The following is a 21,630-nucleotide window of genomic DNA, read 5'->3' as shown; positions in this document are numbered from 1 at the left end:
CGGCATCGACTCCGCCGTCCTCGGGCTCGGCCACCGCGACGTCAAGGACCTGCGGCCCGAGGACGTCGTCGCCCCGACCGGCTGGCCCCGGGTGCTGGGCACCGCCGACCAGCAGCACGTCGTCTGACACCCGCTCCCCACCGACCCCCGGCGGCGAACCCGCAGCCGGACCCGGCTCACCAGGAGGCACCCGTGCCGGAGCAGACCGAGACCGAGACCCCAGCCCCCGCCACCGCCGCCCCCGCCGAGGAGGTCCTCACCGAGGAGTCCCTGGTGGAGGAGGTCTCCATCGACGGCATGTGCGGCGTGTACTGAGCCGTTGGCCGACAACTGGCTGCTGGCCAACGGCGACGGCGTGCTGACCGGTGACTCGTTCTTGCACCTGTCCGCCTTCGGGGAGGCCCTGCCGGGGCTGGACCTGTGCGGCGCCGGGCGCGTGGTGTGCCTGGTCGACCCGGTCGGGGACGTCCACGCCTGCCCGTTCGCCATCCACGAGAACCTCCTGGCCGGCGACGTGCGCTCCCCCGGCGGGTTCCAGAAGGTGTGGCAGACCTCGGACTTCTTCACCGACCTGCGCAGCCCCCAGACCGGTGGCGCCTGCACCACGTGCGAGCACTTCGACGCCTGCCGCGGTGGCTGCATGGCGGCCGAGTTCTTCACCGGCCCGGTGCGCGAGCAGCCCACGCTGCTGGGCATGCCCAGCATCCCGGCCACGATCTGCGACGAGTCGCCGCTGGCCGGGCTCGACCTGCGCCGTGCACCGGCTGGAGCACCATGCCCCGAGGCGATGCCCTGACGGGACGCCTGGTCAGGCCTGCTCGTCGGCACCTCACGACGATCGTTGCAGGACCGGGACCGCACTCGCGATGCCCGTTCACAGGGCATGTGACTGTCGTGGCCGTTCTGGGCTCCAGCGTGCACCCCGTCGTTCGAACAGCTGGACAGCGTCGTGACCGGCCGGTATGGACACCTGCGGTCGTTGTCGTGCGAGCAGTGCTGGTGCCTACAAGTCGACTGCTCGAACGCCATGACCTGACATTCTTTTGTTTCTACTGAAGCGCTCATGACCTCGTCCGACAGTCCTCTCCGACGACTGCGCGCTGGGCGCGGCCGGATCGAGGAGATGGTCCGCGATGTCCTTCGTTCGAAATGCCCGACTGGCCGTCAAGCTCGCAGCGATCGGGGTGCTGGCCGCGCTGGTCGTGAGCGTCGTCGCCGCGGTCTCGCTGCAGGCCACTGCAGCACTGAGCCAGCGTCTGGACACCATGTACTCCTCCACTGTGCAGGCCGCGGTCGAGCTGGGACGGGTGCGCGCGGCCTTCAACTCCAGTGCCAAGGACAACACCGACATGCTCATCACCCAGGAGCCGGAGGTGAAGACGGCTGAGGTGCGCGACAAGAACCGGGCTGGTCACGACGCGGAGGTCGACGACGCGTGGGCGGCGTACCTGGCGGCCGATCCTGCCAGCACATCCGAGCAGCGGTCGGAGTTCGAGCGGAACCTCGCGACCTACCGTCAGTCGAGGGTGCAGGACCTGGATCCCCTGGCCATCGCGGGGGACAACGCTGGCTGGGTCGCGGCCTACCGCGCCTCGCCCGCCTTGCAGGCCTTCGCGGACATCAACACGGCGTTGGACGGCATGCAGAGCGCCGAGGCTGACGCCGCGGCCGCTGCGTCGGCCTCGGGCCGCAGTGCCGCGACGTCGGCGACGGTCGCGATCGCGATCATGACCGCGTCAGGACTGGCACTTCTGCTCTTCGTCGTCACCGTCGTCACCAGGATGATCACCCGTCCCCTGGCCCGCACCCGTGCGGTCGCAGAGGCGCTCGCCGGGGGCGACCTGACCCGGGAGATCGGTCTGACCAGCACCGACGAGGTGGGGCAGATGGGTGCCGCGGTGGACGCCGCATTGGGCAACCTGCGCGCGTTGATGGCCTCGGTCGTGTCGTCGGCGGACGCGGTGGCGGCCTCCAGCGAGGAGCTGTCGGCGACGGCGGCGCAGATCTCCGCGTCGTCGGAGGAGACCAGCGTGCAGTCCGGAGTGGTGTCCGGTGCTGCGGACGAGGTGTCCCGGTCGGTGGCCACGGTCGCGGCCGGTGCGGAGGAGATGAGCGCGTCCATCCGGGAGATCGCGCAGAACGCCAACGAGGCCGCCCGCGTGGCCGCAGGCGCAGTGATCGAGGCGGAGGCGACCAACGCGACGATCCAGAAGCTGGGTCTGTCGTCGAAGGAGATCGGCGACGTGGTCAAGGTGATCACGTCGATCGCCGAGCAGACCAACCTGCTGGCGTTGAACGCCACGATCGAGGCTGCGCGTGCGGGTGAAGCCGGCAAGGGCTTCGCCGTGGTGGCCAACGAGGTCAAGGAGCTGGCGCAGGAGACCGCCCGGGCCACCGAGGACATCGCGCGGCGAGTGGAGGCGATCCAGGCCGACACCGGTGGTGCCACCGAGGCCATCGGCCGGATCGGTGAGGTCATCGGCCAGATCAACGACTACCAGCTGACCATCGCCTCGGCCGTGGAGGAGCAGACCGCGACCACGAACGAGATGTCGCGGTCGGTGGCCGAGGCCGCGGGCGGGACGACGGAGATCGCCGCCAACATCACCGGCGTCTCCACCGCGGCCGAGTCCACGACGCGGGCGTTGGGGCAGACCCGGACGGCCGTCGACGAGCTCTCCCGCATGGCCGCCGACCTGCGCACCACCGTCGGCTCCTTCACCTACTGACCGCGCGTACCCGGCCGGCCCGCCGGCCGGGTACGCCCAGGTCAGCACGACGCCCCCGAGAATGCACCCGTCTGCCCATCACGTGGGTGCTGGTCGAGCGGAGGGCGAGGGATTCGAACCCTCGAGGAGCGTGAACCCCTAGCAGTTTTCAAGACTGCCGCCATCGGCCACTAGGCGAGCCCTCCTGGCCGACCGAGCCTAGCCGCCGCGGGCCGGGTCGACCCGGCACCCAACCGTCGCCGCAGCGTCGGCCGTACGACCGCATCGCGTCACCCCGCTCCGCTCTGCTGACCGGCATGCGCGTCGCCCTGGTCTCGGAGACCTTCACCCCGGCGGTCAACGGCGTCGTCACGTCGGTCCTGCGAGCTGCCGACCACCTTGCCCTGCGCGGGCACGACCCCGTGGTCGTCGCCCCGTCGGGCACCGACTACGAGAGCCGGTGCGGTGCCGTCGTCCCGGTGCACGCAGTGCGGTCGGTGCGCCTCCCCCGCTACCGGGAGCTGCCGCTGGCTGCCCCCACCGGTGAGGTCGGCGAGCTGCTGGACCAGCTGCGCCCCGACGTCGTCCACCTGGCTTCCCCCGCCGTCCTCGGCTCGGTCGCCGCACGGGCCGCGCAGCAGCGCGGGATCCCGACGGTCGCGGTCTTCCAGACCGACCTGGCCGCCTACGCCGGCCGCTACCGGGTGCCCGGCGGGTCGTCGACGACCTGGCGCTGGCTGCGCGCGCTGCACGACCGGACGGCGCTCACCCTCGTGCCCTCGTCGGCGACGATGGCCCAGCTGCGCCGGCACGGCTTCGGTCCGCTCGCGCTGTGGGCCCGGGGCGTGGACCTCGCGCAGTTCGCCCCGGTGCACCGCTCCTCGGCGCTGCGGGCGCGGGTGGCCCCCGGCGGCGAGCTGCTGGTGGGCACCGTGGCCCGGTTGGCGGTGGAGAAGCGGCTGCACCTGCTCGGCCCGCTGACGGAGCTGCCCGGGGTGCGGCTGGTCGTCGTCGGCGACGGCCCGCAGCGCCGGGCACTGCAGCGCGCCCTGCCCCGGGCGGTGTTCACCGGCCGGGTCGAGGGGCCCGAGCTCGGCGCGCTGGTGGCCTCGTTCGACCTCCTGGTGCACCCCGGCGCCGACGAGACGTTCTGCCAGGCCGTGCAGGAGGCGCTGGCCGCCGGGGTGCCGGCGCTGGTCGCCGCGTCGGGCGGCCCGCTGGACCTGGTGCGGCACGGCGAGAACGGCTGGCTGTGGGCCGGCGACGACCCGCACGTGCTGGCCGCGATGGCCGCCGGCCTGCGCGACGACCCGCTGGCCCTGCGCGCCGCGGCCACCCGGGCCCGGGCGTCGGTGGCGCACCGCACCTGGGGCCGGCTGGGCGACGAGTTGATCGGCCACTACGACCGCGTGCTCGGCCGCGCGGCGGTCCACCCGCTGGCCGCCTGACCCGCCCCGAGCCGCCCCGCCCCGCCCCGCCCCGCGTTGATCGTGCAGAGCGGCAACGCCGCCACGCCGGTGGACGGCGCGTCGACGCTGCGCAACTGCAAGGTCAACGGCGACGGCCCCGCCCCCCGGGATGGGGAGCGGGGCCGTCGACCAGAGCTGCGTCAGCTGGCGCGGCGGCGAGCACCGACCAGCAGACCGGCACCGGTCAGCAGCACCAGCCCGCCGCCGACCGCGACCGGGGCGGCGTCGAAGCCGGTGGTGGCCAGCGTGGCGACCCCACCGCTCACGGTGACCGTGACCACCAGGTTGCGGACGTTGCCGTCCCGGTCCACGCCGGTGGCGACCAGGTGGTGGGTGCCGTTGGCCAGGTTCGCCGGGACGGTGACCTCGACCGAGAAGTTGCCGTCCTTGTCGGCGACGACGGTGCCCAGGGTGACCGGGGACGAGTAGACGACCAGCGTCACGGTCGAGTTCGGGGCGTAGCCCGTGCCCTGCAGTGTGACCTTCTGGCCCGCGGTCAGCTTGGAGATCGGACCGGCCGGGCCGACGACGTCACCGTTGTCCTGGGTCGGCACCGACGCCGGGACGGTGCTGGCCGGGACGACGATGCCGGACTTCGACGAGGCGTCGCTGAAGTTCTTCTCGGTGTCGAAGGAGTAGACACCGACCTGGTAGTCAGCGCCGGCCGGCACGAAGAAGGTGCAGCTGGTGGCCGACGCAGCCACCTCGCACCCGGTGCCGCCGGTGCCGCTGCCGCCCTGGCCGTCGCTCTCGGACTTGATGCCCTGGCCCCAGTAGACGCCGTAGCCGGCGACCGGGTAGGTGCCCTGCCGGGCCGACGGGGCCCAGCTGACGGTGATCTGCGACGGTCCGGTCTTGACCGCGGTGATCGCGGGAGCACCGGCGACGGCGAAGGGGGTGACCGTCCCGGCGTCGGACGCCTCGCTCGGGCCGTTGGCCTCCGAGAGCGACTGCATGGTGATCGAGTACTCGGTGCCGTTGGTCAGGCCCCCGACCTCGAACCAGCCGCGCTCGAGGTCCTCCGCGGTCAGCGAGACCCAGGAACCGGTGCCGACGCGGTACTGGTAGCCGGTCGCGTCGGCGGTGAAGGCGTCGGGCTCGCCCGGCTCGTTGAAGAACACGACCGCTCCGCCGTCGCGCGGCTGGAGGTCGGCGAGGGACGGCGCGTCGGGGGCCTCGCACCCGCGGGCGATCACGCCGACGTAGCCACCGGCGAAGCCCGAGGCGTCGATCTGCGGGGCGCCGTAGGGCAGCACCAGGTCAGTGGAGACCCCGGTGGCGCCGCCGCCGACCCCGCCCTCGGTGCCCGCGCCGTCGCCACCCTTGGCCGAGGCGACCACCGCGCCGCCGACGAGGAGGGCGGAGCCGGCCGCGCCACCGCCACCGGGCGCGCCGTCCGTGCCGTTCAGCGACGCGGCACCGGAGTTGGTGCCGGCCGTGCCGTTCTCGGTGCCGTCGGCGTCGTCGCCGCCCGCCCCACCCCGCGCGAAGGCGAAGGTGGTGGGGCCGTCGAGGGCCACGGTGAACAAGATGCCCTTGCCGAGGGGCCCGCCGGTGGAGCCACTGCGACCACCGGACGCACCGTCGATCTGGACGGACGCGGTGCAGTAACCGGCAGGCACGGTCAGGCCCGTGTCGCCGTCCTCGGTGTTGGCGGCCAGCTGAGACGTGCTGGTGATGATCGGCGCGGCCGAAGCCACGCCGGTGACACCGAGGACGGCGGTGGACATCCCGATCGTGCTCGCGGCGACGACGCCGAGCGCACGACGGGACGGAGACGTGAAGCGCATCTTCGGGGCTCCCCCGTGAATGCCCGGAGCGCCGGGCACGCGCGCGGATGTCCCGCGCACTGCCCTCATCGGCCGCCTGTCAGCGCACTGTGAACCGTCGAGTCGACTCATACCGACACATTTCGACTCGTATTACCAGGAGCATCTTCCTGCACGGGAATCCGCCCTCCGCCAGCAGCTCTGGTGGAGGAGGACGGACGTCCGCGCACCCCCCTGATCAGCGCTGGGCGGGCGAGGAGCTAGCGCGGCCGCACCGTGCCCAGCACGTGGTCCTGCCCGGACTTCGCGCCGCGGACGGCGAGGTCCCAGCCGCCATCCCGCTGCCCCGTCGCCAGGGTGACCGTCGAGGGCAGGAACAGCGGCTTGCGGAACGCGACGTCCACCGAGAACGACTCCGGCAGTCGGCCCGACAACGCCGCCAGGCCCCGCGCCTTGACCCACATGCCGTGCGCGATCGCCCGCTTGAACCCGAAGGCCTTCGCGGTCAGCCCGGACAGGTGGATCGGGTTGACGTCACCGGAGACGCCCGCGTACCGGCGTCCGGCGTCGTCGGGCACCCGCCAGACCGCGGCCTGCGCGACGTCCCCGATCTCCAGGTCCGGGTCGTCGGGCACGGACGCGGCTGGCGCCTTCGAACCCCGCGCCAGGTAGGTCGACCGGCCGCGCCACACCTCGTCGCCGCGCGAGCGCACCGAGGCGACCAGGTCGACGGTCGCGCCGCTGCGGTGCGGGGCGAACCGGTCGGCCCAGACCTCGAGGTCGAGCTTCTCCGAGATCGACACCGGCCGGACGACGTCGACCCGGTTGCGCACGTGCACCAGCCCGGGGAGGGCCAGCGGGAACGACCGGTCGGCCATGAGCGCGACCTGCAGCGGGAAGGTGAGCACGTGCGGGAAGGTCGGTGGCAGGGTGTCGCCGAACCGGAACCGGCACACCTCGGCGTAGTCGGCCACCTGGACCGGGTCGACGACGACGGCGACTCGGCTCAGGTGGGTGCCGGGCAGCTCCCCGCCCCGGCCGCGCGCGGTGAGCGCGGCCTTCGCGAACAGCGTGCCCATCGACGGCGGGCCGTCCAGGACCACGGGTGCCGCCATCACGCCCCCAGCAGGTTCTGGCCGCACACCCGCAGCACCTGGCCGTTGACCCCCGCGCTCGCGGGCTGCGCCAGCCAGGCGATGGCCTCGGCGACGTCCACGGGGAGCCCGCCCTGCTGCAGCGAGTTGAGCCGGGCGCCGACCTCGCGGGTGCCGAAGGGCATCTTCGCGGTCATCTCGGTGACGATGAACCCGGGCGCGACCGCGTTGATGGTCGCCCCGCGCGAGGCGAACTCCGGCGCCCACGACCGCACCATGCCGATGACGCCGGCCTTGGACGCCGAGTAGTTCGTCTGCCCGCGGTTGCCGGCGATGCCCGACTGCGAGCTCACCGCCACCACTCGCGCGCCGTCCCTCAACGCGCCGGGAGCATCGAGCAGGGCCTGGGTCATGTCGAGCTGGGCCTGCAGGTTGACCGCGAGCACCGAGTTCCAGCGCGCGGCGTCCATGTTGACCAGCAGCTTGTCCCGGGTGATGCCGGCGTTGTGCACGACGACGTCCACACCGCCGTGCCGCTGCACGACGTGGTCGACGAGCCGCTGCGCGGCGTCGGGGGCGGTGATGTCCAGCTGAAGCGCCGTCCCGCCGATGCGGTTGGCCACCTCGGCCAGGGCCTGCCCGGCGGCCGGGACGTCGACGGCGACCACGTGCGCGCCGTCCCGACCCAGCACCTCGGCGATCGAGGCACCGATGCCCCGGGCCGCCCCGGTGACCACGGCGACCTTGCCGGCCAGCGGGGTGGCCCCGCCGTCGCCTGCGGGCACGTCGGCGGCGGACAGCGTGACGGTCTGGCCGTCGACGTAGGCCGACCGACCGGAGAGGAAGAACCGCAGCGGCCCGGGCACCGACGCCTCGGCGCCGGTGGGGACGTACACGAGGTTGGCGGTGGAACCGGCCCGCAGCTCCTTGGCCAGCGAGCGCACGAGGCCGTCGAGGGCCTGCCGGGCCGCGGCCAGCGCGGGGGACGGCGCGTCCCCGGGCACCTCGCCCAGGACGACGACCCGGCCGTTGGTGCCCAGCCGCTTCACGGCCGGGGCGAGGAAGTCGTGTGCCGCGGCCAGGTCGGCCGGGGTGGTCACGCCGGTGGCGTCGAGGACGACGGCGGCCACCTTCGGCCCCTTCTCCCCGTCGGCGGTGACCGGGGACAGCACGGTGACGCCGTCCTCCTTCAGCACCGACTCCACCTCGGCGCGCAGCCGGCCGTCACCGGCGGACCCGACGAGGGCCGGGCCGTCGAGCAGCGGCTGCCCGGGGGTGTAGCGGCGCAGCCGCACCGGCCGGGGCAGGCCCAGCTGCTTGGTGATCGTGCTGCCGATGCCGGAGTTGGCGAAGTCGCGGTACCAGTCGCTCATGGGGGTGCCCTTCTCAGCTCTCGAGGATGGCGACGACGCCCTGGCCGCCGGCCGCGCAGATGGAGATGAGGCCGCGCTTGCCGGGGCCGGCCTCGTGCAGCGCCTTGGCCAGCGAGGCCACGATGCGGCCGCCGGTCGCGGCGAACGGGTGGCCCGCGGCCAGCGAGGAGCCGTTGACGTTGAGCTTCGACCGGTCGATGGACCCCAGGGGTGCGTCCAGACCCAGCTTCTCCTTGCAGAAGCCCGGATCCTCCCATGCCTTCATGGTCGAGAGCACGGTCGAGGCGAAGGCCTCGTGGATCTCGTAGAGGTCGAAGTCCTGCAGCGTGAGGCCGTTGCGGGCCAGCATCACCGGCATCGCGTACGCCGGCGCCATGAGCAGGCCCTCTCCCCCGTGCACGTAGTCCACGGCGGCGGTCTGCGCGTCGAGCAGGTGCGCCCACACCGGCAGGTCGTGCTCCGCGGCCCACTCGTCGCTGCCCAGCAGCACGGCGGAGGCGCCATCGGTGAGCGGGGTGGAGTTCGCCGCGGTCATCGTGGCCCCCTCACCCTTGCCGAACACCGGCTTGAGCGTGGCCAGCTTCTCCAGCGAGGAGTCCGGGCGCAGGTTGTCGTCGCGGGTCAGGCCCAGGAACGGGGTGACCAGGTCGTCGAAGAAACCCCGGTCGTAGGCGGCGGCCAGGTTGTGGTGGCTGGCGACGGCCAGCTCGTCCTGCGCCTCGCGGCTGACCTCCCACTCCTTCGCGGTGATCGCGGCGTGGTCACCCATCGACAGCCCGGTGCGCGGCTCGACGTTGCGCGGCTGGTCGGGCACCAGCTGGCCGGGGCGGATGCGGCCCAGCAGCTTGAGCCGGTCGGGCAGGGTCTTCGCGTTGTTGGCCGCGATGAGCACCTTGCGGAGGTCGTCGTTGACCGCCAGCGGCGCGTCGGACGTCGTGTCGGTGCCGCCGGCGATGCCGGACTCGATCTGACCGAGCGCGATCTTGTTGGCCACCAGGACGGCGGCCTCCAGGCCGGTGCCGCAGGCCTGCTGCACGTCGTAGGCCGGGGTGGCCGGCGACAGCTGCGAGCCCAGCACCGCCTCGCGGGTGAGGTTGAAGTCGCGGGCGTGCTTGAGGACGGCGCCGGCCACGACCTCGCCGACCTGTTCCCCCGCCAGGCCGTGGCGCGCCACGAGGCCGTCGATGGTGGCGGTGAGCATGTCCTGGTTGCTTGCGCGGGCGTACTTCTTGTTCGACCGGGCGAACGGGATGCGGTTCCCGCCGACGATCGCTGCCTTGCGGGTCATGGGGGCCTCCGAGGCGTACGGGGTGGCGTTGTCGGTACCGACGGTATCAGGTACCGTCGGTCACATGAAGTCGGAGGCGGTGACCCCGCCCACTCCAGCGAGCACCGTCCCGCGCCGGCGCGACCGGCGCGACTCCAGGTGGGACGAGCACCGCCGCGCCCGTCGCGAGCAGCTCGTCTCGGCCACGGTTGCGGCGGTGGGCGAGCACGGCCCCGGCGTCGGCATGGAGCACATCGCCGCCGCCGCGGGCACCAGCAAGACCGTCGTCTACCGGCACTTCGCCGACCGCGGCGAGCTGCACCTCGCGGTCTGCGCCCGGGTGGCCGAGCAGCTGCTCGGCGCCCTGCGCGAGGCGATGACCCGCACCGACCGCCCGCGGCAGATGGTGGCCGCGGCCATCGACACCTACCTGGCCTTCATCGAGGCCGACCCCGAGCTCTACCGGTTCGTCGTGCACGCCCCCGTCGACCGCGACCCCACGGCCGACCCCATCGCCGGCCTCTCCGAGCTCGTCGGCGAGCAGGCCACCGCCCTGGTGGCCCTGGCCCTCGAGCAGGCGGGTCGACCGGTCGCGGCCGCCGAGCCCTGGGGCCACGGCCTGGTCGGCCTGGTCCGCGCCGCCGGCGACCGGTGGCTGGGCTCGGTCGACCCGGTGCCCCGCGCCGAGCTCACCACCCACCTCACCGACCTCGCCTGGGCAGGCCTGTCCGGCGTCGTCCCGCCCCGCACCACCACCCAGCGCGCCACCACCCAGCGCGCCACCACCCAGCGCGCCACCACGGAGGGAACCCGATGACCAGCACCCAGCCCCTGTCCCCGGTCGACCCGGCCCGCCTCACCGAGGTGCTCGACGGCCGCTGGGCCCACGTCCGGCGCGACGCCCGCGACCAGCTGGGGGAGCAGAAGTACGCCCCCGTGTACGGCGAGACCGGCGCCGAGGCCCGCGAGCGCATCACCGGCCTGCTCAAGGACCTTGCCGCGACCGGCCGCACCCGGCTGGGCTTCCCGCAGGCCTACGGCGGCGAGGACGACGCCGGCGCCTCGGTCACCTCGATCGAGATGCTGGCCTACGGCGACCTCTCGCTCATGGTCAAGGCGGGCGTGCAGTGGGGCCTGTTCGGCGGCGCCGTCCAGCTGCTGGGCACCGAGCGGCACCACGAGGCCTACCTGCAGCAGATCATCGACGCCGACCTGCTCGGCTGCTTCGCGATGACCGAGACCGGCCACGGCTCCGACGTCCAGCAACTGCGCACCACGTGCACCTACGACCCGGCCACGCAGACCTTCAAGCTGCACACCCCGCACGAGGCCGCCCGCAAGGACTACATCGGCAACGCCGCCAAGGACGGTCGGATGGCGGTCGTCTTCGCCCAGCTGGTCACCCAGGGACAGCGGCACGGCGTGCATGCCTGGCTGGTGCCGATCCGCGACGAGGCCGGCAACCCGCTGCCCGGGGTCACCGTCGGCGACGACGGCCCGAAGGCCGGCCTGAACGGCGTGGACAACGGCCGGCTGAGCTTCGACCACGTCAGCGTGCCGCGCGACATGCTGCTCGACCGCTACGGCCAGGTCGCCGAGGACGGCACCTACACCTCCTCCATCGAGAACGAGACCCGGCGCTTCTTCACCATGCTCGGCACCCTGGTGCGGGGGCGGGTCAGCGTCGGTGGCTCGGCCGGGTCGGCCACCAAGCTGGCCCTGCAGATCGCCACCCGCTACGGCGACCAGCGCCGCCAGTTCGCCGCCCCGGGCGAGGACCGCGAGATCGTCGTCAACGACTACCTGGTGCACCAGCGCAAGCTGCTGCCCGCGCTGGCGAAGAGCTACGCGCTGCACTTCGCCCAGGAGGAGCTCACCTCCACGATGCACGACGTCCAGGGCGCGGCGGACGTCGACGAGGCCGCCCAGCGCGAGCTCGAGTCGCGCGCGGCCGGGCTCAAGGCCGCCAACACCTGGCACGCCACCGCCACCATCCAGATGTGCCGCGAGGCCTGCGGTGGCCAGGGGTACCTCGCGGAGAACCGGTTGCCGGCGCTCAAGGCCGACACCGACGTCTTCACCACCTTCGAGGGCGACAACACCGTGCTGCTGCAGCTGGTCGCCAAGGGTCTGCTGACCGGCTACCAGGACTCCTTCGGGTCGCTGGACAGCTGGGGCAAGGCCCAGTTCGTCGCCGACCTGGTCAAGGAGACGGTGCTCGAGCGCACCGCCGCCCGCGGGCTCATCGCGCGGCTCGTGGACGCCGTCCCGGGCCGCGACGAGGAGGTCTCCCTGCTCGACCGCGGCTGGCAGCTGAGGATGTTCGAGGACCGCGAGAAGCACACCCTGGAGGGCGCGGCCAACCGGCTGCGCAAGGGCGCCTCGGACAAGTCCAACCGGCTCTTCGACGTCTTCAACGACGTGCAGGACCACGTGCTGCGGACGGCGAGCACCCACATCGACCGCGTGGTCCTCGAGGCCTTCGTGGCCGCGGTGGACCGCACCACCGACCCCGCGGCCAAGGCGTTGCTGGCCAAGGTGTGCGACCTGTACGCGCTCACCACCATCGAGGCCGACCGCGGCTGGTTCCTCGAGCACGGCCGGCTCACCCCGGCCCGGTCCAAGGCGGTCACCAGCACCGTGAACGCCCTGCTCAAGGAGCTGCGGCCGTTCATGTCCACGCTGGTCGACGGCTTCGCCATCCCCGACGCCTGGGTGCAGGCCCGCATCCTCTCGGAGGAGGGCCCCCGCCAGGAGGCCATGGCCGCCGAGGACGCCCGGGTGCGCGCCGCCCACGGGGAGGGCTCGGCCGTCGACACCCCCGACGCCACCGCCGTCGACCTGGAGATGGCCCCCGCCCAGTAGCACCCCGGCATGGGAGCCCATGCACCCGGGGACGAGCCCCGGCGGCAGGGGCATGGGCTCCCATGCCGGGGTGGCCAGGAAGATGACGCGGGTGAGCGCCGCCGTCGACGTCCTGCGGATCCCGGTCGCCGTCGACCTGGCGGCGGTCGTCGTCGGCGCCCTCACGGGTGGCCTGCTGGCCGCCCGTGAGGGCTTCGCCGTCTCCGGCGTGCTGCTGCTGGCGATCTCGGGCGGGCTGGGCGGGGGGTTGATCCGCGACGTCCTGCTCGGCGTCCCGGTCGTGGCGCTGACCAACCCCGCGTACCTGCCCACCGTGGCCCTCACCGCGATGGTGACGTTCTTCTTCGCCGGCTGGCTGTCCCGGGCCACCGGCCTGCTCATCGGGCTCGACGCGCTCACCCTGGGCTTCTTCACCGTCATCGGCGCGCAGAAGGCCCAGCTCGCCGGGCTGCCCGTGGCCAGCGTCGTCCTCATCGGGGTCGCCACCGCCGTCGGCGGGGCGGTCATCCGCGACGTGCTGCTCGCCCAGCGGGCCGACATCGTGCAACCAGGCCCCTACAACGCGGTCGCCGCGCTCATCGGCGCCTCGCTGCTGGCCGTGCTCGCCGGGCCCGCCGAGCTGCCCGTGCTCCCGGTCGCCGCGGTCGTCATCACGTTCACGTCGGGGCTGCGGCTGCTCTCGGTGCTGCGCGGCTGGTCGGCGCCGGTGGCCATCGACCTGCCGCTGCGGGCACGGAACCGGTGGTCGCAGCGGCGCGGCCGCTCTCCCGACGACTCGGTGTGACCACATCGTCACCCTCCGGGGGGATGACGACGGGTGCCGCCCCCGGGAGGATGTCCCCGCCGGCAGCCCAGCCGGCGCTGCCCGGGGAGACCTCATGGAACGGGGAGACCTCACGGAGCGCGGCGCGCGCGCGGCCGGACCACCCCGGCTCGCCCTGGCCGCGCTCCTCGCCGTGCTCGCCGGCTACGCGCTGGCCGACCAGCTCGTCCCCGCGCCGGTGTTCGACCGCTACGTCTCCAACCTGGTCCAGGCCGCAGCCGGTCTGACCGCCACCGTGCTCGCCGGCCACCGCGCCCGGTCGACGACGGGCCGCACCCGGCTGTCCTGGGCCAGCCTCGCGGGCGGCACGGGTGCCTGGACGGCGGGTCAGGCCTGGTGGTGCTGGGTGCAGGTGGTGCGGGGCGGCGACGCACCGTTCCCCTCGATCGCCGACGTCGGCTTCGTGCTCTTCCCCGTGCTCGCGGGGTGCGCCCTGCTGCTCCAGCCCACCGCCGACGGCTCGGTCGGCCGTGTGCGGCGGGCCCTCGACGCCGCGATGACCTCGGCCGCCGTCGGCCTGGTCAGCTGGGAGACCACGCTCGGCGCGGTGGTGGCCGGCAACACCGGCGACGACCGGCTGGCCGGGGCGCTGCTGGTGGCCTACCCGGTGCTCGACGTCCTGCTGGTCGTGCTGGGCGTGCTGACCCTCGCCCGGGCCACCGGCGACCGGGTGCCGATCGCGCTGGTGGTGCTGGGGGTGGTCGCGTTCAGCGTCGCCGACAGCGCGTTCGCCTACGTGGCGGCGGCCGACGCCTACGCCGGTGACCTCCTCGACCTCGGCTGGGTCGCCGGGTTCGGGTGCATCGCGCTCGCCGCGCTGCGCGTGCCCGCCCCGGACGCCCCGGTCGTCGGCGGGCAGGGCACAGGGCGGTCCTCCCGGGCCGACTTCCTGCCCTACGTGCCCGTCGCCGTCGCCCTGGCCGTCACCACCGGGCTGGTCGTCGCCGGCCGCACGCTCAACCGGTGGGAGCTGCTCACCGCCGGTGTGGTGATCGCGCTGCTGCTCACCCGGCAGTACACCGCACTGCGGGACAACGCCCGGTTGGCCACCGAGCTGGCCGCGCGCGAGGCCCAGCTGCGCCACCAGGCCTTCCACGACGGCCTGACCGGCCTGGCCAACCGCGCCCTCTTCCTGGACCGGCTGGGCCACGCCCTCGCCCTGCACGCCCGCGACCTGCGCCCGGTGGCCGTCGTCTTCCTCGACCTCGACGACTTCAAACTGGTCAACGACACCCTCGGGCACGCCGTCGGCGACGAGCTGCTGGTGCGGGTGGCCGAGCGGCTCACCGGTGCCGTGCGCACCGGCGACACCGTGGCCCGCCTCGGCGGGGACGAGTTCGCCGTCCTGCTGGAGGACGGCGGCGACCCGGTGCCGATCGCGGCCAAGGTCGCCGACGCCCTGGGGCCGGCCTTCGTGCTCGGCGGCGACCTGGTCGAGGTGCACGCCAGCGTCGGCATCTGCGCGCTGTCGGCCGAGGACGCCCCGCTGGCCGCCGACGAGCTGCTGGCCCGCTCCGACACCGCCATGTACGCCGCCAAGCGCTCGGGGAAGGACCGCATCGTCGCCTGGTCGGTGGGCATGAGCCTGGCCGAGCTGCAGGACGAGGAACTGCGCCACGCCCTGCGCGCGGCCATCGACGACCGCGAGGTGCGGCTGGCCTACCAGCCCGTCGTCGAGCTCGACGGCGGCCGGGTGGTCGGCCTGGAGGCCCTGGCCCGCTGGCGCCACCAGGGCCAGGACGTGCCCCCCGACGTGTTCATCCCGCTGGCCGAGCGCACCGGCCTGATGAGCGCCCTCGCGACCGACCTGCTCGAGTCCGCCTGCAGCCGGCTCTCCGGCTGGGTCCTGCGCCACCCCCACCCGCTGGCCGTGCACGTCAACGTGGCCCCCAGCCAGCTGGTCGCCCCGGGGTTCGTGGCCACCGTCGCCGGCCTCGTCGACCGCTACCAGCTGCGGCCGGGCAGCCTGGTGCTGGAGATCACCGAGTCGGGGATATTCGCCGACCTCGGCGCGGCCCGCCGCACGGTCGTCGAGCTCCGCCGGCTCGGCGTCGGCGTGTCCCTCGACGACTTCGGCGTCGGCTACTCCTCCCTCGCCCAGCTCACCTCGATGCCGCTGGACTCGGTCAAGATCGACCGCTCGTTCCTCGCCGCGGTCGACACCGACCCGCGCCAGGCCACGTTCCTGCACGCGGTGCTGCGGCTGGCCGAGGAGATCGGCCTGCCGGTGGTCGCCGAGGGCGTCGAGCGACCGGCCCAGCTGACCCTGCTGCGTGCGCTGGGCTGCCGCCAGGCCCAGGGGTTCCTGCTCGGCCGCCCCGTCGACCCGGCGCTGGTGCCCGACCTGCTGGCCGGCGTGCCCGTCCCGGCCTGACCTCCCCCCGGAGGGGGACGACCGGGTCAAGCGCCCCCGACGACGCACCGATCCCTCCGGTGTGACCGACCTGTTCGAGCCCACCCGCCGCGCCGACTGCCGCCCCCTGCTGGCCGACGCCGACGACCTCGCCGTCGTGCACTCACCCGTGCTCGACCTGGTCGTGGGCGAGGTCAGCGGGTGGGCGGCCGCGGCCCGCTTCCCCGGCACCGCCACGCCCGACGTCTGGTTCGCCGCCGCGCACGACGCCGGCCTGGCCGCACCCGTGCAGGCGCTGCTCCTGCAGAACGCCCTGGCCACGCGCCCCGCCACGGGCCGGGTGCACGTCCCGGTGGACCCCTGGCTGCTCGGGGCCCCCGTCGTCCACGCGGCCCTCGACGTCCCGCTCGAGGGCGTCGTCCTCGAGCTGGCCGACAGCACGGTGGACGACGACGCCACGCTGCTGCGCCGGTGCGCCGTCCTGCGCGGGCGCGGCGCGGCCATCGGCGCACCGGCGACGCTGGTGCACCGCGTACCGCAGCTGCCGGTCGACGTCCTCGTCCTGCCGGCGCCACTGGTGGCCGGCCTGGCCGGTGACCCGCGGCGCACCGCCGTGGCCGCCGGCGTCCTGGCCCACGCCGAGCGGGCCGGGGCGACCGTGCTCGCCGACGGCGTCGAGACCGACGCCGAGCTGACCGGACTGCTCGAGCTGGGCGTGCACGCCGCCCGGGGCTGGCTGGTCGGCCACCCCGGCGCGGGGTACGGCCCGGCCGCGCCCCGCGTCGTCCGGGCGCTGCAGGCCCGGACCCGCAGCGCCGACCTGGACCGCACCGTGGCCGGGCTGCTGCGCCCGGTGCGCACCTGGTCACCCGGCCGGGACGACCGCCAGCTGACCCCGCCGGTGCTGGTGCTCGACGACGACGGCCGGCCGGGCTCGCTGTCGCTGGTGGACAACCGGACGGGCGCCTGGTTCGAGGCCCCCGTCCCCCTGGTGCTGGGCCCCGACACCCCGGTCGCCGAGGCGCTGCACCGCGCGCTGGCGCGCCGGCCGGCGTTGCGCTTCGACCCGGTGCCGGTGGTCGACGGCGGCCGCGTCGTCGGGCTGGTGCGCGTGGAGGACCTGGCGGGCGCGGTGGTGCCGGCGTGACCGGACCCCGGCCGGGGTCAGCCCTCTGCGGAGGCGGCGTCCAGGGCTGAGCGCTCGTCGTCGGCGAGCCGGAGGTCGAGCACCGGCAGCAGGTCGGCCAGCTGCTCGACCGAGCGGCCGCTGGCGATGGGGGCCGTGACGGTGGGCCGGTCGGCCAGCCAGCGCAGAGCCACCGCGGCACCGGTGGTGCCGTGCGCGTCGGCGACCTCGGCCAGGGCGGCCAGCACCCGGTCACCGCGCTCGCCGACGTAGGCGGAGGCGCCCTGGGCCCGCGGCGAGTCGATGGTCTCCCCGGCCCGGTACTTGCCGGTCAGGAAGCCCTTCGCGAGGGAGAAGTAGGGCAGCGCGCCCAGCCCGCGGTCGGCGACGACGGCACGCAGCTCGTCCTCGTAGACCGCGCGCTCCATGAGGTTGTAGTGCGGCTGCAGCGCCACGTAGGGCGCCAGCCCGTGCTCGCGCTGGACGTCCAGGGCCTCGGCCAGCCGGCTCGCCGAGTAGTTCGACGCCGCGACGTACCGCACCTTGCCGGCCTGCACCAGCTCGTCGAAGGCGGTGAGCGTCTCCTCCAGCGGCGTGCCCTCGTCGTCGTAGTGGGCGTAGTAGAGGTCGATGTGGTCGGTCTGCAGGTTGCGCAGCGAGCGCTCGGCCGCGGCCCGGATCTCGGGCGCGCTGAGCGGGTGCTCCTTCTCCCCCGGCGAGGCCTTGGTGGCCACCACGAGGCGGTCGCGGCCGTGCTCGGCCAGCCACCGGCCGATGATCTGCTCGGACAGCCCGTTGCCGTACATCTCGGCGGTGTCCACGAACGGTGACTGCGTGCTGGGCACCGCGTCGACGAACCGGTCGAGCAGCGCGTGGGAGGTGGCCTCGTCGGCGGTCCACCCGAACACGTTGCCGCCGAAGCAGAGGTCGCTGACGGTCAGGTCGGTCCCGGGGAGCAGTGGCATGGACCAACCATAGGGACGGCGGAGGGGTGCCGCAGAGGGGCCGATGGGTCCGGTGTGGCCAGAAATGCCTGTCAATCCGGGGACGCGACTGGCCAATCCCGCTCCCGGCATGGCAACGTGCCGGTCGTCCCTGGCCGGCGACCCCGTCGGCCAGACCGCCCGCGACGGGGTCGACCCCGGCGCGGATGCCCCGATCCGGGGAGGCCCGCCGCCCCGGCGGGCCGCACAGACCACCGAGAGGAACCGCTGTGAACAAGGCTGAACTGGTCGCCGCCGTCGCCAAGCGCGCCGACGTGCCCGCCAGCACCGTCGACTCCGTCATCGCCGCCCTGGGCGACGAGTTCGTCGACGCCCTGACCCGTGGCGACAAGATCGCCATCTCCGGGCTGCTGACCCTCGAGCGCAGCACCCGCTCGGCCCGCACGGGCCGCAACCCGCAGACCGGCGAGAGCATCGAGATCGCCGCCGCGAACACCGCGAAGCTCACCGCCGGCTCCAACCTCAAGAAGGCCGCCGCCGCCGTCCCGGTGCAGTGACCCCCGCGCCGCCGATGCGCAGCGTTGATCAGGTCCCCTGATCGAACTCCGTCCCCCTCCGCGAGATCTGGTGGAGGGGGACGGACTTCCGTGGGGGGAGTTCCACCGGTGTCGGACGCGCGGGGCAGGATGCGGGTGTGCTCACCGTGGAGACCGACCCCGCCGCCGCAGGACTCGACGCGACCCGCCTGGCCCGGCTCGATGCCCGGCTGGCCCGCTGGGTCGACGAGGGGCAGCTGCCCGGGTTCCTGGTCACCGTCGCCCGGCACGGCGACCTCGTGCACGTGGGCAGCCACGGGTACCGCGACGTCGAGGCGGGCCTGCCGGTCACGCCCGACACCATCTGGCGCATCTTCTCGATGACCAAGCCGGTCACCTCGGTGGCCGCCATGAGCCTGTACGAGGAGGGCGCGTTCGAGCTGACCGACCCGATCAGCCGCTGGTTGCCCGAGTTCGCCGAGCCGCGCGTGTACGTCGCCGGCCCCGCCGCCAAGCCGGTCACGGTGCCGGCCACCGAGCCCATCCGCATCTGGCACCTGCTCACCCACACCTCGGGCCTGACCTACGGCTTCCACCACGTGCACCCGGTCGACGCCGCCTACCGGGCCGCGGGCCACGAATGGGGCACCCCGCCCGGCGCCGACTCCGCGGCGGTCAGCCGGCAGTGGGCCGCGCTGCCCCTGGTGTTCCAGCCCGGCAGCGAGTGGAACTACGGCGTCTCCACCGACGTCCTGGGCCGGCTGGTCGAGGTGGTCGCCGGCAAGCCGCTCGACGAGGTGTTCGCCGAGCGGGTCCTCGGCCCCCTCGGCATGACCGAGACCTCCTTCGGCCTGCGCCCCGACGACGACCCCGCGCTGCTGGCCCGCCTCTACGGGCCGGGGCTCACCCCGCTCGCCGCCTTCGAGAAGGCCGCCCAGCAGAAGCCGGCCTTCCTGTCCGGTGGCGGGGGGCTGGTCTCCACCGCCGGTGACTACCTGCGGTTCGTCGAGATGCTGCGGGCCGGCGGTGCCACGCCCGACGGCGGCCGGGTGCTGGGCCCGCGCACGGTGGCCCACATGGTGCGCAACCACATCCCGGGCGGTGCCGACCTCGAGACCTACGGCCGGCCGCTGTTCGCCGAGACGCCGCTGCGCGGGGTGGGCTTCGGGCTGGGCTTCTCGATGGTGCTCGACCCGGCCCGCTACGGCACGGTCGCCTCGGTGGGTGACTACTCGTGGGGCGGCGCGGCGTCCACCGCCTTCTACGTCGACCCGGTGGAGGACCTGACCGTCACCTTCTACACGCAGCTGCTGCCCTCCAGCACGTTGCCGATCCGCGGCTACCTGCGCTCGCTGGTGCACCAGGCCCTGCTGTAGCTCACAGCAGCGACAGCCCCAACCGCTCGCTGAGCAGGTGCAACGCAGCGCGGCCCGCGCGGGAGTTGCCCGCCGCATCGAGCGGGGGCGACCATGCGCACACCCCGAACCGGTTCGGCACGTCGCCCATCACCGCGCCGGCGACCCCGCTCTTGCACGGGAACCCGACGTCGTAGGCGAACTGGCCGGCCGCGTCGTAGGTACCGCAGGTCAGCATCACGGCGTTGACCCGGCGCGCCAGCGGCTCGGTCAGCACCCGCCGCCCGGTGCGGGGGTCGACCCCGTCGGCCGCCAGGAACCGGGCCGCGCGGGCCAACTGGCGAGTCGTCACCTGCAGCGCGCACAGCTGGGCGTAGGCGTCCACCACGTCGTCCACGGGGTGCACGACGTTGCCGGACGCGCGCATCAGCCAGCCCATGGCGGTGTTCAGGTCAGCCCCCTCCCGCTCCTCCGCGAGCACGGCGGGGTCCGGCTCGAGCGGCTCCCCCACGAGGTCTGCGAGCAGGTCGGTCACCTCGGCCACCGCGGCCGACGGCGACCCGGTGGCGCCGACGAGCACGTCGCAGACGACGACCGCGCCGGCGTTGATGAACGGGTTGCGCGGGACGCCGTGCTCGCGCTCGAGCTGCACCAGGGAGTCGAAGGGGTCACCCGAGGGCTCACGGCCGACCCGCTCGAACACCTCCTCCCCCACCAGGCGCAGCGCGGCGGTCAGCGAGAAGACCTTCACCACGCTCTGCACGGGGAAACCGACGTCGGCTTCCCCGGCCACGTGCTCGGTGCCGTCGAGCTCGCAGAGGGCCAGGGCGAGGCGCTCCGGACCGATCCCGGGCTCGTCGACCTCGTCGTCCTCGGCCAGCGGTCGCACCTCGGCCGCCACCCGCTCCAGGGCGTCGGTCAGGTCGTCGGGGAGCTCGTCGGGGCGCGGGGGCACACCTGAGGCTGTCACGGGCCGACGCCGCGGGCTGGTTGAGTGTCGCCGTGCTGCGCATCGGTGCCCTCGACGTCCCCGACGGCGCGTTCGTGGTGATGGCCATCGTCAACCGCACGCCGGACTCCTTCTTCGACCGCGGCGCCACCTACGAGTTGCAGGCGGCGGTCGAGCGGGTCGACCGGGTGGTCGCCGAGGGCGCCGACATGGTCGACGTCGGCGGGGTGAAGGCCGCCCCCGGCGACGAGGTCACCCCGCAGGAGGAGATGCGCCGCACGGTCGACCTGGTCGCCGCGATCCGCGCCGCCCACCCCACCCTGCCCATCTCGATCGACACCTGGCGGGCCGAGGTCGCCCGCGAGGCGCTGGCCGCCGGGGCAGACGTCGTCAACGACGCGTGGGGCGGGGTGGACCCCGAGCTGGCCGGGGTGGCCGCCGCGGCCGGGGCCGGCCTCGTGTGCACCCACGCCGGCGGGCTGCCCCCGCGCACCCGGCCGCACCGCATCTCCTACCCCGACGTGGTGGCCGACGTCGTCGCCCGCACCACCGCGCTGGCCGAACGGGCGGTGGCCGCCGGCGTCGACCGCGAGCGGGTCCTGGTCGACCCCGGCCACGACTTCGGGAAGAACACCCACCACTCGCTCGAGGCCACCCGGCGCACCGGCGAGCTGGTGGCCACCGGCTGGCCGGTGCTCATGGCCCTGTCGAACAAGGACTTCGTGGGGGAGACCCTCGGCGTCCCGCTGGAGGAGCGGCTCACCGGCACGCTGGCGGCGACGTCGGTCGCGGCGTGGCTGGGCGCCCGGGTCTTCCGCGCCCACGACGTCGCCGCCACCCGGCAGACCTTGGACATGGTGGCGAGCATCCGGGGCGACCGCCCCCCGCTGCGCACGGTCCGCGGCCTCGCCTGACAAAGCCCCCGCACCACGCCGCCCATCACCCGGGCCACCCCCCGCCCCCCCCCCGCCCGGGTGGCCCTCGGTGCCGTCGCCGAGC

The 21,630-nt window shown here is 74.2% G+C and carries 18 protein-coding genes and 1 tRNA gene; 12 read left to right on the top strand and 7 right to left on the bottom strand.

The window, feature by feature from the left end; translation table 11 throughout:
• The first annotated feature begins 192 nt into the window (after positions 1-192).
• The 3 genes from mftA (at position 193) to TEK04_RS20790 (ending at position 2,729) form a co-directional block, all read left to right on the top strand.
• Positions 193-315, top strand: coding sequence for a mycofactocin precursor MftA (gene mftA / locus TEK04_RS20800; RefSeq protein WP_336406286.1), 123 nt, complete (start codon positions 193-195; stop codon positions 313-315).
• A 4-nt stretch (positions 316-319) separates the two neighbouring features.
• On the top strand, positions 320-796 hold the full coding sequence (locus tag TEK04_RS20795) for an SPASM domain-containing protein (RefSeq protein WP_336406285.1): 477 nt from the start codon (positions 320-322) through the stop codon (positions 794-796).
• Between the two features lie 337 nt (positions 797-1,133).
• Positions 1,134-2,729 carry a methyl-accepting chemotaxis protein gene (locus TEK04_RS20790; RefSeq protein ID WP_336406284.1) on the top strand — a complete coding sequence of 532 codons (1,596 nt, stop codon included), beginning with the start codon at positions 1,134-1,136 and terminating at the stop codon, positions 2,727-2,729.
• 98 nt (positions 2,730-2,827) lie between these two features.
• Here the strand turns inward: TEK04_RS20790 and TEK04_RS20785 are convergent.
• Positions 2,828-2,914 (bottom strand) — tRNA-Ser (locus TEK04_RS20785).
• A 111-nt stretch (positions 2,915-3,025) separates the two neighbouring features.
• Between TEK04_RS20785 and TEK04_RS20780 the strand changes: the two genes are divergently transcribed.
• On the top strand, positions 3,026-4,156 hold the full coding sequence (locus tag TEK04_RS20780; protein ID WP_336406283.1) for a glycosyltransferase family 4 protein: 1,131 nt from the start codon (positions 3,026-3,028) through the stop codon (positions 4,154-4,156).
• Between the two features lie 161 nt (positions 4,157-4,317).
• Here TEK04_RS20780 and TEK04_RS20775 read toward each other — a convergent pair whose 3' ends face one another.
• The 4 genes from TEK04_RS20775 to TEK04_RS20760 all read right to left on the bottom strand — a co-directional run bounded on the left by TEK04_RS20775 (position 4,318) and on the right by TEK04_RS20760 (position 9,701).
• Positions 4,318-5,967 (bottom strand): Ig-like domain-containing protein, encoded by a 1,650-nt coding sequence (locus tag TEK04_RS20775; RefSeq protein ID WP_336406282.1) that lies wholly within the window; start codon positions 5,965-5,967, stop codon positions 4,318-4,320.
• Between the two features lie 239 nt (positions 5,968-6,206).
• Positions 6,207-7,061 carry a MaoC family dehydratase gene (locus tag TEK04_RS20770; RefSeq protein ID WP_336406281.1) on the bottom strand — a complete coding sequence of 285 codons (855 nt, stop codon included), beginning with the start codon at positions 7,059-7,061 and terminating at the stop codon, positions 6,207-6,209.
• Positions 7,061-8,413 carry a 3-oxoacyl-ACP reductase gene (locus TEK04_RS20765; RefSeq protein ID WP_336406280.1) on the bottom strand — a complete coding sequence of 451 codons (1,353 nt, stop codon included), beginning with the start codon at positions 8,411-8,413 and terminating at the stop codon, positions 7,061-7,063. The genes TEK04_RS20770 and TEK04_RS20765 overlap by 1 nt, the downstream gene beginning before the upstream one ends.
• Before the next feature lie 13 nt (positions 8,414-8,426).
• A complete protein-coding gene (locus TEK04_RS20760; protein ID WP_336406279.1) occupies positions 8,427-9,701 on the bottom strand; it encodes an acetyl-CoA C-acetyltransferase in 1,275 nt (424 codons plus the stop codon).
• A gap of 64 nt (positions 9,702-9,765) precedes the next feature.
• Here TEK04_RS20760 and TEK04_RS20755 point away from each other — a divergent pair, with 64 nt between their 5' ends.
• From TEK04_RS20755 to TEK04_RS20735, 5 genes are all read left to right on the top strand, one after another.
• Positions 9,766-10,497: a TetR family transcriptional regulator gene (locus TEK04_RS20755; protein ID WP_336406278.1), complete on the top strand. Its 732-nt coding sequence runs from the start codon at positions 9,766-9,768 to the stop codon at positions 10,495-10,497.
• Positions 10,494-12,545, top strand: a complete 2,052-nt coding sequence (locus tag TEK04_RS20750) for an acyl-CoA dehydrogenase family protein (RefSeq protein ID WP_336406277.1) — start codon at positions 10,494-10,496, stop codon at positions 12,543-12,545. Before TEK04_RS20755 ends, TEK04_RS20750 begins: the two co-directional genes overlap by 4 nt.
• 91 nt (positions 12,546-12,636) lie before the next feature.
• Entirely contained in the window at positions 12,637-13,329 is a 693-nt protein-coding gene (locus TEK04_RS20745) for a trimeric intracellular cation channel family protein (RefSeq protein WP_432277362.1), read from the top strand.
• Between the two features lie 94 nt (positions 13,330-13,423).
• A complete protein-coding gene (locus tag TEK04_RS20740; RefSeq protein WP_336406275.1) occupies positions 13,424-15,742 on the top strand; it encodes a putative bifunctional diguanylate cyclase/phosphodiesterase in 2,319 nt (772 codons plus the stop codon).
• A 61-nt stretch (positions 15,743-15,803) separates the two neighbouring features.
• Positions 15,804-16,868, top strand: a complete 1,065-nt coding sequence (locus TEK04_RS20735) for an EAL domain-containing protein (RefSeq protein ID WP_336406274.1) — start codon at positions 15,804-15,806, stop codon at positions 16,866-16,868.
• A gap of 17 nt (positions 16,869-16,885) precedes the next feature.
• Here TEK04_RS20735 and TEK04_RS20730 read toward each other — a convergent pair whose 3' ends face one another.
• The gene (locus TEK04_RS20730) at positions 16,886-17,812 is read right to left on the bottom strand and encodes an aldo/keto reductase (RefSeq protein ID WP_336406273.1); all 927 of its coding nucleotides are present in this window, start codon (positions 17,810-17,812) and stop codon (positions 16,886-16,888) included.
• A 248-nt stretch (positions 17,813-18,060) separates the two neighbouring features.
• Between TEK04_RS20730 and TEK04_RS20725 the strand changes: the two genes are divergently transcribed.
• Both TEK04_RS20725 and TEK04_RS20720 read left to right on the top strand, forming a co-directional pair.
• Positions 18,061-18,348, top strand: coding sequence for an HU family DNA-binding protein (locus TEK04_RS20725; RefSeq protein WP_336406272.1), 288 nt, complete (start codon positions 18,061-18,063; stop codon positions 18,346-18,348).
• Between the two features lie 137 nt (positions 18,349-18,485).
• Positions 18,486-19,703 (top strand): serine hydrolase domain-containing protein, encoded by a 1,218-nt coding sequence (locus TEK04_RS20720; RefSeq protein WP_336406271.1) that lies wholly within the window; start codon positions 18,486-18,488, stop codon positions 19,701-19,703.
• Between the two features lies 1 nt (position 19,704).
• Here the strand turns inward: TEK04_RS20720 and glsA are convergent, their stop codons facing one another.
• The gene (gene glsA, locus TEK04_RS20715; RefSeq protein ID WP_336406270.1) at positions 19,705-20,652 is read right to left on the bottom strand and encodes a glutaminase A; all 948 of its coding nucleotides are present in this window, start codon (positions 20,650-20,652) and stop codon (positions 19,705-19,707) included.
• A gap of 32 nt (positions 20,653-20,684) precedes the next feature.
• On the opposite strand from glsA, the gene folP reads away from it, so the two are divergent.
• Positions 20,685-21,545 carry a dihydropteroate synthase gene (gene folP, locus TEK04_RS20710; RefSeq protein WP_336406269.1) on the top strand — a complete coding sequence of 287 codons (861 nt, stop codon included), beginning with the start codon at positions 20,685-20,687 and terminating at the stop codon, positions 21,543-21,545.
• The last annotated feature ends 85 nt before the right edge of the window (positions 21,546-21,630 follow it).

Origin of the sequence: Klenkia sesuvii (assembly GCF_037083825.1) — a bacterium.
Classification (GTDB): domain Bacteria; phylum Actinomycetota; class Actinomycetes; order Mycobacteriales; family Geodermatophilaceae; genus Klenkia; species Klenkia sesuvii.
This window is presented reverse-complemented; position numbering and strand designations above follow the sequence as displayed.

Bases quoted from the DNA above. Each gene is read 5' to 3' on its own strand.
- TEK04_RS20790 (WP_336406284.1), top strand. From the start codon at position 1,134: ATGTCCTTCGTTCGAAATGCCCGACTGGCCGTCAAGCTCGCAGCGATC.
- TEK04_RS20780 (WP_336406283.1), top strand. From the start codon at position 3,026: ATGCGCGTCGCCCTGGTCTCGGAGACCTTCACCCCGGCGGTCAACGGC.
- TEK04_RS20775 (WP_336406282.1), bottom strand. From the start codon at position 5,967: ATGCGCTTCACGTCTCCGTCCCGTCGTGCGCTCGGCGTCGTCGCCGCG.
- TEK04_RS20770 (WP_336406281.1), bottom strand. From the start codon at position 7,061: ATGGCGGCACCCGTGGTCCTGGACGGCCCGCCGTCGATGGGCACGCTG.
- TEK04_RS20765 (WP_336406280.1), bottom strand. From the start codon at position 8,413: ATGAGCGACTGGTACCGCGACTTCGCCAACTCCGGCATCGGCAGCACG.
- TEK04_RS20760 (WP_336406279.1), bottom strand. From the start codon at position 9,701: ATGACCCGCAAGGCAGCGATCGTCGGCGGGAACCGCATCCCGTTCGCC.
- TEK04_RS20755 (WP_336406278.1), top strand. From the start codon at position 9,766: ATGAAGTCGGAGGCGGTGACCCCGCCCACTCCAGCGAGCACCGTCCCG.
- TEK04_RS20750 (WP_336406277.1), top strand. From the start codon at position 10,494: ATGACCAGCACCCAGCCCCTGTCCCCGGTCGACCCGGCCCGCCTCACC.
- TEK04_RS20740 (WP_336406275.1), top strand. From the start codon at position 13,424: ATGGAACGGGGAGACCTCACGGAGCGCGGCGCGCGCGCGGCCGGACCA.
- TEK04_RS20730 (WP_336406273.1), bottom strand. From the start codon at position 17,812: ATGCCACTGCTCCCCGGGACCGACCTGACCGTCAGCGACCTCTGCTTC.